Raw genomic sequence first — 12,953 nt, 5'->3', positions numbered from 1 at the left:
ACATCATCGGCTGGAATCCTGTCTCCGCCACCGCATCCGCGCGACGCCGTACCCGTACGTGACCGAGGACGGGTACGGCTCCGCGGGCGGCCAACCGCGATATCTCGAATATTGTTGTGCGGCAACCCTCCAGCGCCGCGCTGAGGAAGGTCAGGTGATCGGCGGTCCGGCCGGGGCCCCGGAGTCCGGCACACCAGCGTAGTCGGGCAGCTCGACGCCGTTGATCGCGCGCTCGATCAGTTCGGTGAACCATTCGTCGGCGAAATCGAGGCTCGGCTCGGCGTCCGGCCCGGGGACATCGCGGCTGCGCGCGTGCAGCCGGCCGATCTCCTGGTTCGCCTCGACGAACGAGCGCATCCTCCGCTCGTAGCCGGCGAACCCGGCCTCCGGGTCCCACCCGGCGGCGGCCAGCTCTCCGGCCAGCAGGTAGGCGCCGACCAGGGCCAGCCCGGTGCCCGCCCCGGACATCGGCGACGAGCTGAACGCCGCGTCCCCGAGCAGCGCCACCCGTCCGCTCGACCAGCGGTCCATCACCACCTGGGCAACCTGGTCGAGGTAGAAGTCCGGGGTGTCGTCCAGATGCGCGAGGATGTCCGGGGTCAACCAGCCCAGGCCTGCCATCCGTTCGCGCAGCAGGCGCTTCTGCGCCGCGACGTCGCGGTAGTCGACCTCGAGGTCGGCCGCGGCGAAGGAGAACATGGCCATTGCCCGGGTGGCGTCCGGGATGGGCCGCAGGCCGGCGGAGCGCCCGGACTCCTGGTAGTCGATCAGCCAGCGGCCCAGCTCGAACTCGTTGGGCACGCTGTAGAAGGCCAGCACGTGCCCGAGGTGGCGGACGAACCGCTCGTGCGGCCCGAAGACCATCGCTCGCAGCGCCGAATGCAGCCCGTCCGCCCCGACCACCAGGTCGAAGCGCCGCCGGTCGCCGCCCGCGAAGGCCACATCGACCCCGTCCGCGTCCTGGGTGAGTTCGGCGATGCGGTCGCCGAAGATGTACTCGACACCGTCGCGGGTGTCGTCGTGGAGCACCCGGGACAGGTCCCCGCGCAGGATCTCGATCTCCGCGATGTACCCGTCGCCGCCGTTGTCGTCCGCGCGGTAGGTCTCCAGCACGTTCCCGTCCACATCCACGGTGTATGCGCCAGCGGTTTCGGTGCAGGCCGCGCGCACCGCCGCGTCCAGCCCCATCCGCAGGATGACCTCCTTGGCCACCCCGCGCGCGTCCACCGCCTGCCCACCGGGACGCAGCTCGGGGGCCCGCTCCACCACGGTCACCTCGGCCCCCCGCCGGCGCAGCCAGTGGGCCAGCGCGGGCCCCGCGATACTGGCCCCCGCCACCAACACCCTGATACCGCTCACCGCGTCCCCCGCTCACCCGTCCGGATCGTTTGCTCTTGCTCGGGGTCGTCGACGCCCATTATCACGTCCCGGATTCCGTTGTCCGCGCCAGCGCTTTTGCCGTCGAGCAAGACGTAAAAGCCCAGAATCAACTTCCGCATCCCAGTGCCTCCATGTGTTTCTTCCCGCGCTGGAACGATCCCGGCACAGGCCCACTATCCACAGGTATCGACGACGGATCCACACAGAATTCATCGGTGCAGCCGAGATCGCATCCACGCTCCTGCGAACACCCTGAACCCGGCATTTTCGTGCCTTCGGCGCTCCCGTGGTGGGGCACGACCGAACCGGACCGGGTGGGTCAGCGTTTCAGCCGGACTTGACACACTGCGGCCATTCGCAATCACGGGTGCGGTATCCGGCCTGCGCGTCGGCACACGCACCCGGTCCCCGACCAGACCGATTTCTCGACCACATGGCGCCCCACCACGCCCGTCCCGCCGACCACCATGGGAGGCGAAGGTGATCCGCCGAGCGCGGCGCTATCGGCTCGGTCGGCCACGACGCGGGCCGGGCACCTCGGCAACATTCGCTGCTCGCGGTCGTGTATGCGCAGGGATTCATGTCGGTCTCATCCAGGGCGGACGGGCCAGCGTTGACAAGGAATCGGGCGCGCGCAATCGCGTCGCGCAGCGGACCGGCCGGTTGTACAACGGCGGTGGAATCGGCGCCGACCAGCCGCGATGTGCCGCCACCCAGGGCGGGGGATGTTGCCCCAGGGGTGAAAACGATCTCCACCTACGGTGGCTATTCGGGACGAGCGCCAGCGCCGAAGATTCTTGTCAAGGCTGCTAGCAACGAAGCGGCAGACCTCACCCATCGCGCGCCGACACACGAACCAGCTTCCCAGGAGTTTCACGAATGCCGTCCACCTTTGTCGCGGATGTTCGCGACCGAGCCGATGCCTATCGCGCTACGCCTTTCTCCGCGAGGAGGGCCGCGAACTGGTCGCGGAGGCGGTGAGGCATCGTGTACCCGACCCCGAGGCATGGGGCGGTGGCGGTCCGGCCACCGAACCGTCCGGCGGCCGATCGGGCCGCGCCGGTGCCGTATCCGCCCGAACGCGAGTTCGTGCGGGCGTGCTACGGCTGCCCGTACGCCGGAGCGATCGCAGTACCGGCCGCGTGCCGCAGGCGGCGCGCAGCATGCCGCGAACCGAATCCTCCCGGCGAGTCCGTGGAACGAGACGGTGCCGACATCAGCAGTGCGACACCAGCATTCGCTGGATGTGTCGGCGCGAGAGCCTGTCGATACCCGAGCAGTCGCAGCACGCCGGCCAACACCGTCGGACTGCAATGTGAAGGGGCATAGAGCGTGTGGCAGCGGGGTCGCACCTTCGCCGAAAGGGCCGAAGCCGCGTTGTCGACCAGCCGGCAAGTCGACAATGTCCAAGCGCCGATTCTCGATTCCGACCAACCTGCGCAAATTACCCACAACGCAGGCAAGGCAGTCGTGAACAACCTACGGCCGCCGCTGGTGCCAGGGGCGACGTTCGGGAAATATCGCCTGCGCCGGCTGATCGGTTCTGGCGGGATGGGCAGGGTCTTCGAGGCACTCGACACCACCAAGGGCCGGGTGGTCGCGGTGAAAGTGCTGCCCGAACAGCTGGCCGACGACCCGGTCTATCGGGCCCGGTTCCGCCGCGAATCCCACATCGCCGCGCTGCTGCAGGAGCCCCATGTCATCCCGATCCACGACTACGGCGAGATCGACGGGCTGCTCTACATCGACATGCGACTCGTGCACGGCGAAAGCCTGCGCACCGTGGTGAGAAACCACGGCCCGCTGCCGCCCGAGCGAGCTGTCTCGGTGATCAGCCAGATCGCAGCCGGACTCGACGCCGCACACCACGACGGCCTGGTCCATCGTGACATCAAGCCGGACAATATCCTGCTCACCCACGAAGGGTTCGCCTACCTGGCCGACTTCGGCCTGGCCAACACGAACACCGACGAACGCCTGACCCAGACCGGGTCGGCGATCGGCTCGTTCAACTACATGGCACCCGAACGCTTCCGGGCCGGCCCGGCTACCCCGGCTGTCGACGTGTATGCCCTGGCGTGCGTATTGCACGAATGCCTGACCGGGACCCGCCCTTACTCGACCGACGGCGGCGACGCCGCCATCATGCGGGCCCACATGATCGAACTTCCACCCCGAACGAGCAGCTACGCACCGGGAATCCCGGTCTCGATCGACGCTGTCGTCGCGCGCGGAATGGCGAAGTCGCCCGATGAACGCTATGCCAGCGCCGGCGAACTGGCCGCCGCCGCCCACGCCGCACTTGCATCGACTCCCGGCGACGCCGAGGACGATAGTCCCCTTGCCGTGTGCAAATACGATCCCACCGTGGCGGCGCATCGCACGCCTCGGGCGACCTCCACACCCCAGGCGAGATCCGTCTCGGCGCGCAGGCGCCGGCCACGCCGCCCCTGGATCGCCGCTGCCGCGGCCGTTGTGGCTGTCGCGGCCCTCGGAGCATGGCCGCTGCTCCACAAGCCCGCACCACCGATCCCACCGACCCCACCGGCGGCGAAATCCGGTTTCACCGATGCCGACGTCACCCTGCTGATGCTCCTGGAAGACCCGTACAACAGCACCATTTGTCACCACCGGAACCCACAGGCGATTATGGGGGAGAAAGCCCATCTCTCCTGCGACGAGATTCCCGAAATCCGTGTGCCCAGCGGGGAGTTCTCCCTGTTTCCCAACGCCGACGCACTAGGCAATGCCTATCACCGCTTGGTGCCACCGGCCAGCAGCTGTCCGGGCTATCCACCCGGCCCCGACGGCCCCGCGACGAGGGCCGGCAGGGAGGTCGGGCGAATGGCCTGCTTCACGAATGACACGACGACACCACCGACCGCGGAGGTGATCCAGACCGACGACGCGGCCATGAGCATGGCGGTTTTCTCGTTCACCGAGTCGGTGGGCGGTAGCGCCAGCTTGTACTGGACAGTGCACGACACGGGAGACGGGAATTCGCAATTCCGGACCACTCCGAGGGACCCGGACTTCTTACCTGAGGCCGACCGTGCCCTGATCGCCAAACTGCCCAAAGCCTACGACACACGATACTGTCGACACGAGGCACCCGAGAGCGATGCGACCGCCGTCGTTCTATGCTTCGGCAACGAGTCCGGTGCGCCGACAGCAAGGTTTTTCCAATTCCCCAACCATCTGATCGCGACCCAGTTTTTCGATGGTGTCATGAGGAAGTCCGGCGGGCGCGCGTGCGACGGTACAACGGTTCCCGAGCAACCGGCGATTCGAAACGGCACGACCGTCGGCCGGTGCACCTACGTCGCCGATCCCTCACCGACGCTCGTTGGGTTGGATCAGAGCAGCAACATCGCCATTCAAGCTTTTTCCGTCGGTCCCGATTCCCCCTCCAACCGTCCCAAGAGCGATCAGGGATTGTTCGACTGGTTCAAAAAGAACCCGCTGTAGACGCCGATGTCCCCGCCGCGTCGGCAAGACAGCGTCGACCACAGGTCGATAACTCGCGTCATTCGGACCGACGAAGTCAACCGGTCTTCGAGCCGCCCCTCCGCGACCAGGAGAGCCACTCCCGCCGTCGGGAACTGAGTCAGCAGTCGAAGCGACGGCAGCTGAGCAGCATCGGATGCCCGTGGCTTTGCGGGGCGACATCGAATGACGATGTGTAGGCCGTGGGTAGTGCCGGTAGCTGCAGCGACCCCGTCATCCCCGAGACGCTGGGGCCGAACAGCATGAGTCCACCGGCAAGGGCCATCGACAGCAGGATGCCGCGCCGGGCACGCGAGCGCGTGCGAGGGATCGATTCGTGGCTCGAGTCCGAGCTCTGCGGGGCAGAGGTCGGACTCCCTGAGCGCGACTCGGTCCCGGGACGAGACGACAGAAACTGAACAGCAAGAGGCATCTGCATCACTTTCCTGGGCGCGGTATCGATCGCGACGTGGACTGGGTCAATCCTGGTCTGTGAACGGATCGCGCAATACCCACCCCAGGGTGAAACCCGCACCATCCCTGACCGGCTGGCCGATCGGATTTCGGTCGACAGGGCCACTCCTGCTGTGACCGATGTGACGGTCGCGCCGAACCCGATGCTGCGGCACAGGAGATGAAACCTGTTGTGTCCCATCATATTCAGAGCCATTCGATGCGGATGCGGCGGGTTGTCGCCGTTCGCGTCGACATCGCTGGGCGATGCAACGGGATCGAGGTCGACGTGCATGCTCAGAACCCGGCCTGCTTATCTGACGGCTGCTGTTCTGAGGAGCAGCTCTGCTGTTGGGCTGTCGGTGACGAGGGTATTCACGTACCCGGCATGAACCGCGACCAGGATGGAATCGGCCTTCTCTTCGCCGATTGCGACACCGATTGTGTGCGGAATGCGCCTCAGGTCGTGCAGTGGCACTGCTATGAGCCTTTCGAAGCCGGGGGACACGATCGGCGTTCCGTCGGATCGGTATGGCCGGGCGCAGATGTCGCCAACCGCGTCCTCGAGCGTCGCCTCCTGTGCCGCGATGACGCTCGGCAGCGACGTGCGGTGCAGCGGCGCGGCGCCGATGCCGAGCAGCGCTGCGCGCGCGGACTGCCATAGTTGTTCGACTCGCTGAACGTGCGGGTCACTCAACAGCGCCTTGTGCAGCGACGGTGTCGGCATGGCCGGGGCGTGGAGCAGGACCGGGATTGCGCCGACCCGCGATGCCAGCGCCCTCGTGATCTCGTTCGACTGGTAATGCGCCTCGGGCTCCTCGACGCCACCGACCATGGGGCACAGCACGACGCCGGGCAGGGACGGAAGATTCTGCTGTGCGACGGCGAAAACCGTTGCGCCGGTTGAGATGAGGAGTGAATCGCCTGGACGCAAGCGAGACGCGGTAAGCGCTCGGGCGACTCCGGGAGCCAGCAGCGTGCCCAGCGCCGTGCCCGGTGATCCCGGTGCGACATATGCCGCTTCGAGTCCCAGTGCTTCGCGAAGATCATGTTCGAGCTCGATTACTGCTCGTTCCTGCGGGTTGCGAACCTTGACTTCCACGATGCCGGTCTCACGCGCCTCGGTGAGGAGCCGGCTCACGGTTGCCCGGCTCGTGCCTATCTGGTGTGCGATTTCAGCCTGGGTGGCGTTGTCCAAGTAGTACAGGCGCGCAGCTTGATACACCAACGATGGCGCGAATCGGCGACGAATACCCGGATCTGCACCCTCGGCGGCCCGGTCTGTCATCGGCATCCTCCTATCGAAAGGCATTGACCGGCACATACGTTCAGAGTATTCGATCAAGTTGGAACATTTGTGCTGTACATCTGTTCACGGTTGTCTATAGTGGCATGGACCACACACTTTGGGAACCTTCGCCGGATGGAAGGAGTCACTGTGGCGGACCGGCAATCAATCCCTTCAACCCTCCCCGCAGGCACAACGATGCAGGCTGTCGTATGTCATGGTCCCGCCGACTACCGGCTGGAAAAGCGGCCAGTGCCTTCGCCGGGCTCTGGTGAGGCGCTGATCCGTGTCGAGGCTGTCGGGATCTGCGCGAGCGATCTGAAGTGCTATAACGGCGCTCCGAAGTTTTGGGGTGACCGCCATCGGCCGGCGTGGGCCGAAACCGAGGTGGTCCCGGGGCATGAGATCGCGGGACGAATCGTCCAACTCGACGACGACGCCCGCGAACGCTGGGACGTCGAGGTCGGCGACCGTATCGTCGTTGAACAGATCGTCCCGTGCTGGCGTTGCAGGTATTGCCTCGAAGGCAACTACCACATGTGTCGGGTGCACGACATCTACGGCTTCAAACGCGCTGCTCATGGCGGTATGCAGGAGTACATGGTCGTCACCGCGCGCTCGCTGGTTCACCGCATCAGCGCTGACATTCCACCCGCGCACGCGGCGTTCGCCGAGCCGCTGTCGTGTGCGCTGCATGCCGTCGAGCGAGCTGCTATCACATTCTCCGATGTTGTCGTCGTGGCTGGCTGCGGGCCCATCGGCCTGGGCATGGTTGCCGGTGCAGCAGCGAAATCTCCAGCTCAGGTCATTGCCCTGGACCTGGAGCCGCGCAAGCTGGAACTCGCCGCCCGAGCCGGTGCGACGGTGACGATAGATATCAGCAAAGAAGATGCCGTCGCCCGCGTCATGGCGCTGACCGGAGGATATGGCGCCGATGTCTATCTAGAGGCCACCGGGCACCCCTCGGCTGTCCTCCAGGGCCTCAACTTGTTACGCAAACTCGGCAGATTCGTCGAGTACAGCGTCTTCAAGGACGCAGTCGCCGTGGACTGGACGATCATCAGTGACGACAAGGAGCTCGACGTCCGTGGCGCTCACCTCGGACCGAACTGCTGGCCCGCCGCGATTCGGCTCATCGAGAGTGGCAAGCTCCCGCTCGACGGCATCTGCACTCACCAGATCCCGATCGCCGAATTCGCACGTGGACTCGACTTGGTCGCTTCGGGCAAGGAATCGGTCAAGGTCTCTCTCATCCCGTGAAGGCTCGATTCAGCCAACGGATATCAGGCATTTCATCAGCTCCCGACCAACCCTGAGTCGCAACTAGTCGAAAGAACATCACAATGAATTTCACGCGAACCACCGGGACCGCTGTCTTTCTCGTTGCAGCCCTTGCCGCCGCGCTCGCTGGATGCAGCTCCGGCAAGACTGCCACGGGGACAGGTCCCGGCAGCATCGACGGCGCGAAGATCGCATTTCTCATGCCGGATCAGGCTTCGACTCGGTACGAACAGCATGACGCGCCGGGATTCAAGGCCGCGCTCGCCAAGCTGTGTGAAACCTGCACCACGCTCTACAACAACGCCAATGCCGACGCATCGAAACAACAGCAGCAGTTCGATGCCGCCATCTCGCAGGGCGTGAAAGCCATTGTGATCGACCCGGTGGACTCCACGGCCGCGGCCTCGATGGTCTCGCGCGCGAAGTCCAGGGGGATCAAGGTTGTCGCTTACGATCGACCGATCCCGGATGCGCAGGTCGACTATTACGTGTCCTTCGACAACGAGGCAATCGGTCAGGCTATCGCCAAATCGCTTGTCACGCATTTGAGGGACACGGGTGTTCCCAGGAGCAAGGGGATTCTGGAGGTCAATGGCTCACCAACCGATGCCGCCGCGGGTCTCATCAAGAAAGGCATCCACGAGGGTCTCGCCGACAGCGGATACCAGACTCTCGCGGAGTTCGACACTCCCGACTGGGAGCCGACGAAGGCACAGCAGTGGGTAGCGGGCCAAGTCTCGCGTTTCGGCGCCCAGATCGGCGGCATTGTCGCCGCCAACGACGGAACGGCCGGTGGAGCCATTGCGGCGTTGAAGGCCGCTAATGTCAATCCCATCCCGCCGGTCACCGGTAACGACGCGACCAACGCGGGGCTACAGCTGGTGATTTCGGGTGACCAGTACAACACGATATCCAAACCGAGCGAAATCGTTGCGGCAGCAGCCGCCCAGGTGGTTGTCGACCTTGTCCAGGGCAAGCAGGTCACGGCCACCGGTGGTGGCACTCTGACGACCGTCTTCAATGCTCCGACCATATTGTTCGTTCCGAAGATCGTCACGCGGGACAACCTGAAGACCGAGATCATCGATTCGAAGATCAACACCGCGGCCGAACTCTGCACCGGTGCCTACGCTGCCGGATGCAAGGCGTTGGGAATCTCCTGAGCCACTCTTGACTCCAATGACATCGGTGGAATCTTTATGACGCATACACCATCACCGCCGGCAACGCCGGTGCTGAGCCTTCGGGGTATCGGCAAGACCTTTGGCGCTGTCTCCGCACTCACGGACATACACATGGAGGTTCACTCCGGTGAGGTAGTCGCGCTTGTCGGCGACAACGGCGCCGGTAAGTCGACTCTCGTCAAGATCCTCTCCGGAGTTCATCAGCCTGACGGGGGCGAATTGTTCTTCGACGGAAAACCCGTCACGATCCCATCCCCCGACGCCGCCTTGGAACTCGGGATAGCCACCGTGTTCCAGGACCTCGCATTGTGCGAGAACCTCGATGTCGTCGGAAATTTGTTCCTCGGTCGTGAGCTGGGTCCACTGCGGCTGAACGAAGTCGAGATGGAAACCCGGTCCTGGGAGTTGTTGGGAGAGCTCTCGGCTCGGATCCCTAGCGTTCGGATCCCGATCGCGTCACTGTCCGGTGGTCAACGTCAGACTGTCGCGATCGCGCGGTCACTGCTGGTAAACCCCCGGCTGATCATGCTCGATGAGCCGACCGCAGCCCTCGGCGTGGCGCAAACCGCTGAGGTGCTCAATCTCATCGAGCGGGTGCGTGCCAAGGGACTGGGCGTGATCATGATCAGTCACAACATGGAGGACGTCCGTGCGGTTGCCGACCGGATCGTCGTCCTCCGACTCGGCCGTAACAACGGCACCTTCGGTCCTGAAGTCAGCAACCACGAACTCGTCGCGGCGATCACTGGAGCGAGTGACAACGTCGTCACCCGCCGCGCGGCCCGGCGCACGGTCACCGTCGACGAGGGCAAACCCAGTTCCCCGCAGGAGTTGCCATGAGTCAGGTCAAGCCCACGATGCCGGCTACGGCGGACCGCGCAGCACTCGACCTTCAGGACAGCCGGGTAGCCATCGGCGTGGGCGGCGCCAGAGGGGCACTGACCGGCTTCGGTAGCCGAGTGCGCTCGGGTGACCTGGGACAGCTCCCGGTTGTCGTCGGACTGGTTGTCATCGCTGTCGTCTTCCAGGCGTTGAATAACGTCTTTCTCACCTCGGGCAACCTGGTCAACTTGCTCTACGACAGCGCAGCTGTGGGAATGATCTCCCTCGGTGTGGTGATGGTCCTCATTCTCGGGGAGATCGACCTGTCGGTCGGGTCGCTGAGCGGTCTCTCCGCGGCGTTCCTGGGTGTCCTATGGGTCAACCGGGGCTGGCCGATGCCGGTGGCGGTCCTTGCGGCCCTGCTCAGCGGCGCATTCATCGGGCTACTGTACGCACTGGTTTACACCCGGTTCGGCATGCCGAGCTTCGTTGTAACGCTTGCTGGTCTACTCGCCTTCCTCGGACTTCAGTTGCAATTGCTCGGCACTCACGGGTCGATCAATCTCCCGTACGGCTCATCTTTGGTGACGTTCGGTCAGCAACAGTTTCTTCCACCGGGTGTGGCCTATGGCCTGTGCGTCATCGCTGCGGTCGGCGTGCTCGTTCCGGGGCTGATCACCATTCGAGAACGGACGCGGGCCAATCTGTCCCGGCCGTCGCCGCAGGCCCTGTTGGTCAAGAGCGGTGCCGTCCTGGTGCTGCTGCTTGCTGTCACGTGGTATCTCAACAGGGACAACGGAGTTCCGTGGATGTTCATGGTGTTCGTGATCGCGGTGGTAGCGATGAATTACGCCTTGACCCGGACCCGTTGGGGCAGGCACATGTTCGCAGTCGGCGGCAATGTAGAGGCAGCGCGCCGGGCCGGTATCAACGTCAAACGTGTCTATATGTCGGCCTTCGTCCTGACCGCAACCTTCGCGGCGCTCGGTGGCATCCTCACCGCCGCTCGACTGGCCTCGGCCAGCCAGAGCGCCGGTACCGGCGATGTCAACCTCAATGCCATCGCCGCCGCCGTCATCGGCGGCACCAGTCTGTTCGGCGGTCGAGGGTCGGCGTATTCGGCACTCCTCGGAATCCTGGTGATCCAGTCGATCTCGAACGGATTGACGTTGCTGAATCTCTCGTCGGCACCACGTTTCATGATCACTGGCGCCGTTCTGGCCTTGGCCGTTCTGATCGATTCGCTGGCGCGCCGCTCTCGTGTCTCACACGGCAAGGCCTGAGCACCTCTCACCGACATCCGAGCTACCCACATAAGGGGCGATGAGACTGCCGGGCTCATCGCCCCTCGGTGTGCGCGCCGGCGGGGTCAGCGGGTGAATGCAGACTCCTGGATCGCCGATAGCGCATGCACCAGGGGTTTCGTTGCTCCGTACAGGTTGTCGTACACATCGAACAGGGTGTCGTACAACGCTCGGGTGTCCGGGTTCGGTTCGATCACCCGGTCAACGGTCGCCCAGTCCGTCTCCGCGGGTACCAACCCGGTTCCGATCGCTGCGAGCAACGCATCACCGTAACTCGCTCCTATCGTCTGGTTCGGCATCACCTGAGGACGGCCGACGATATCGCTCACGATCTGAGTCCAGAGACCGCCCTGCGTTCCGCCGCCAACCGCGACGATTCGCTTGATGGGTGTCTGTTCGCTGTCGAGGAACTCGATAATCTGCCGAATGCCGTAAGCGATCCCCTCATACACGGCGCGGAACAGATGACCCCGACCGTGCCGAAGAGTGAGACCAGCAAGGACACCACGCGCCAGAGGATCGAAAATCGGCGTACGTTCACCAGCGAAATAGGGCAGCAGAACCAGGCCGTCGGATCCTGCCGGCACGGCCTCGGCCTCGGCGATGAGCTGCTCGAACGGCGCGTTCCCGGTCATCTGCTGTATCCACGACGTGAGCGAACCCGATGTCGCCATCCCGGCAGCGAGCGTGTATTGACCCGGCTCGATACCCGCCGTCGTCCACAGCAGAGGGTGCGTTCGGAGCTCGGAGAGAACCTGGACGAAGAACATCGTAGAGCCATACATGAGCATGAGATCGCCGGGCCGCCGGACTCCGACACTGAACGCCTCGCTCCACGCGTCGACGCTGCCCGCGCAGACGGGAGTCCCTGAGGGCAGCCCTGTCTCGCGCGCCGTCGCGGCCGTTACCGAGCCCACTACTTCGTGCGGCCATGCCAGCCGTGGCATCTCGAGATGCTCGACGATCTCTTCGGTCCAATCCTGTGCCCACTCCCGGCCCTTCAGGTCGTACAGCGGATCGCATTGGCTCGCCGTGTGGTGATCGAGAATATAGGCCCCGGTAAGTTTTGCGACCGCGTACGAGCTGGAGTTGTACCACCGAGTAGCCCGCTGCCACAGGTTCGGCTCGTTCCGCGCAACCCACCGCATTTTCGGACCCACGGCCTGTGACGACAATGCCTTACCGCAGCGTTCCAGCACCTTGTCGGCCCCGAGCCCGTCGGTAATTTCGGCTATCTCCTTCGTAGCCCGCGTGTCGATTCCGTAGAGAATCGCCTGTCGAACCGGCCGTAGGTTCCGGTCGCACAGCAGCAGGCACGGACCCACACCGCTGACACAAACGCCAGCAACACGATTATCTCCGACCTGGGCAGTCAATTCCCGACATACGGCGACCAGATCACGCCACCAGACGTCCTCGGCATCCACCTCCGCCCAACCCGGCCTGGGAAGGCTCATTTCATGCCGCCGTACCGCGGTTGCGAGGATTCTTCCGTCACTGGTCGTCAGCACCCCTTTGGTGCTTCCCGTACCCATATCCACACCCAGCAGCAGGTCCGACAAACCCTCACCCACACTTCCGTATCCGACATCGGATTCGCCATCAGCCTAACCGGAAATTAGTTGGTGATCGGTCGATCTCGCGATCCGAACGATGCGTATCGCTGCCCGAAATCAGCCAATCCGATGCGCATAGCATCGCGGCTTCTGCGACTTCGCTCTCTGCCCGCAGGGTCTGTCCAGTGGGCGGCTCTGT

General features: G+C 64.4%; 9 protein-coding genes. 5 read left to right on the top strand and 4 right to left on the bottom strand.

All coding sequences use genetic code 11. The annotated features are described in order from the left end of the window. Positions 1–150: 150 nt before the first annotated feature. Entirely contained in the window at positions 151–1,338 is a 1,188-nt protein-coding gene (locus tag AB0L58_RS06755; protein WP_364383188.1) for an FAD-dependent monooxygenase, read from the bottom strand. A 1,374-nt stretch (positions 1,339–2,712) separates the two neighbouring features. Between AB0L58_RS06755 and AB0L58_RS06750 the strand changes: the two genes are divergently transcribed. Continuing rightward, positions 2,713–4,848, top strand: coding sequence for a serine/threonine-protein kinase (locus AB0L58_RS06750; RefSeq protein WP_364382259.1), 2,136 nt, complete (start codon positions 2,713–2,715; stop codon positions 4,846–4,848). 139 nt (positions 4,849–4,987) lie between these two features. Here the strand turns inward: AB0L58_RS06750 and AB0L58_RS06745 are convergent, their stop codons facing one another. Both AB0L58_RS06745 and AB0L58_RS06740 read right to left on the bottom strand, forming a co-directional pair. Then, on the bottom strand, positions 4,988–5,614 hold the full coding sequence (locus AB0L58_RS06745; RefSeq protein ID WP_364382256.1) for a hypothetical protein: 627 nt from the start codon (positions 5,612–5,614) through the stop codon (positions 4,988–4,990). Positions 5,615–5,632: 18 nt separating this feature from the next. Continuing rightward, positions 5,633–6,607 (bottom strand): sugar-binding domain-containing protein, encoded by a 975-nt coding sequence (locus AB0L58_RS06740; RefSeq protein ID WP_364382253.1) that lies wholly within the window; start codon positions 6,605–6,607, stop codon positions 5,633–5,635. A gap of 198 nt (positions 6,608–6,805) precedes the next feature. Between AB0L58_RS06740 and AB0L58_RS06735 the strand changes: the two genes are divergently transcribed. The 4 genes from AB0L58_RS06735 (at position 6,806) to AB0L58_RS06720 (ending at position 11,177) form a co-directional block, all read left to right on the top strand. Further along, the gene (locus AB0L58_RS06735) at positions 6,806–7,867 is read left to right on the top strand and encodes an alcohol dehydrogenase catalytic domain-containing protein (protein ID WP_364382250.1); all 1,062 of its coding nucleotides are present in this window, start codon (positions 6,806–6,808) and stop codon (positions 7,865–7,867) included. Between the two features lie 83 nt (positions 7,868–7,950). After that, the gene (locus AB0L58_RS06730; protein WP_364382247.1) at positions 7,951–9,051 is read left to right on the top strand and encodes a substrate-binding domain-containing protein; all 1,101 of its coding nucleotides are present in this window, start codon (positions 7,951–7,953) and stop codon (positions 9,049–9,051) included. A 36-nt stretch (positions 9,052–9,087) separates the two neighbouring features. After that, on the top strand, positions 9,088–9,912 hold the full coding sequence (locus tag AB0L58_RS06725) for an ATP-binding cassette domain-containing protein (protein ID WP_364382244.1): 825 nt from the start codon (positions 9,088–9,090) through the stop codon (positions 9,910–9,912). Further along, positions 9,909–11,177 (top strand): sugar ABC transporter permease, encoded by a 1,269-nt coding sequence (locus tag AB0L58_RS06720; RefSeq protein WP_364382241.1) that lies wholly within the window; start codon positions 9,909–9,911, stop codon positions 11,175–11,177. The genes AB0L58_RS06725 and AB0L58_RS06720 overlap by 4 nt, the downstream gene beginning before the upstream one ends. Positions 11,178–11,263: 86 nt before the next feature. Here AB0L58_RS06720 and AB0L58_RS06715 read toward each other — a convergent pair whose 3' ends face one another. Next, entirely contained in the window at positions 11,264–12,772 is a 1,509-nt protein-coding gene (locus AB0L58_RS06715; RefSeq protein WP_364382238.1) for an FGGY-family carbohydrate kinase, read from the bottom strand. Between the last annotated feature and the right edge of the window lie 181 nt (positions 12,773–12,953).

This window comes from Nocardia sp. NPDC052112, from assembly GCF_040680135.1.
Lineage (GTDB): Bacteria > Actinomycetota > Actinomycetes > Mycobacteriales > Mycobacteriaceae > Nocardia.
Note: the sequence above shows the minus strand (reverse complement) of the source record. Positions and strands in the feature narration are given on the sequence as shown.

What these genes read in the sequence shown, in the direction of transcription:
- AB0L58_RS06735 (WP_364382250.1), top strand. Translation starts at nt 6,806, where the DNA reads ATGCAGGCTGTCGTATGTCATGGTCCCGCCGACTACCGGCTGGAAAAG.
- AB0L58_RS06720 (WP_364382241.1), top strand. Translation starts at nt 9,909, where the DNA reads ATGAGTCAGGTCAAGCCCACGATGCCGGCTACGGCGGACCGCGCAGCA.
- AB0L58_RS06730 (WP_364382247.1), top strand. Translation starts at nt 7,951, where the DNA reads ATGAATTTCACGCGAACCACCGGGACCGCTGTCTTTCTCGTTGCAGCC.
- AB0L58_RS06745 (WP_364382256.1), bottom strand. Translation starts at nt 5,614, where the DNA reads ATGCACGTCGACCTCGATCCCGTTGCATCGCCCAGCGATGTCGACGCG.
- AB0L58_RS06740 (WP_364382253.1), bottom strand. Translation starts at nt 6,607, where the DNA reads ATGACAGACCGGGCCGCCGAGGGTGCAGATCCGGGTATTCGTCGCCGA.
- AB0L58_RS06725 (WP_364382244.1), top strand. Translation starts at nt 9,088, where the DNA reads ATGACGCATACACCATCACCGCCGGCAACGCCGGTGCTGAGCCTTCGG.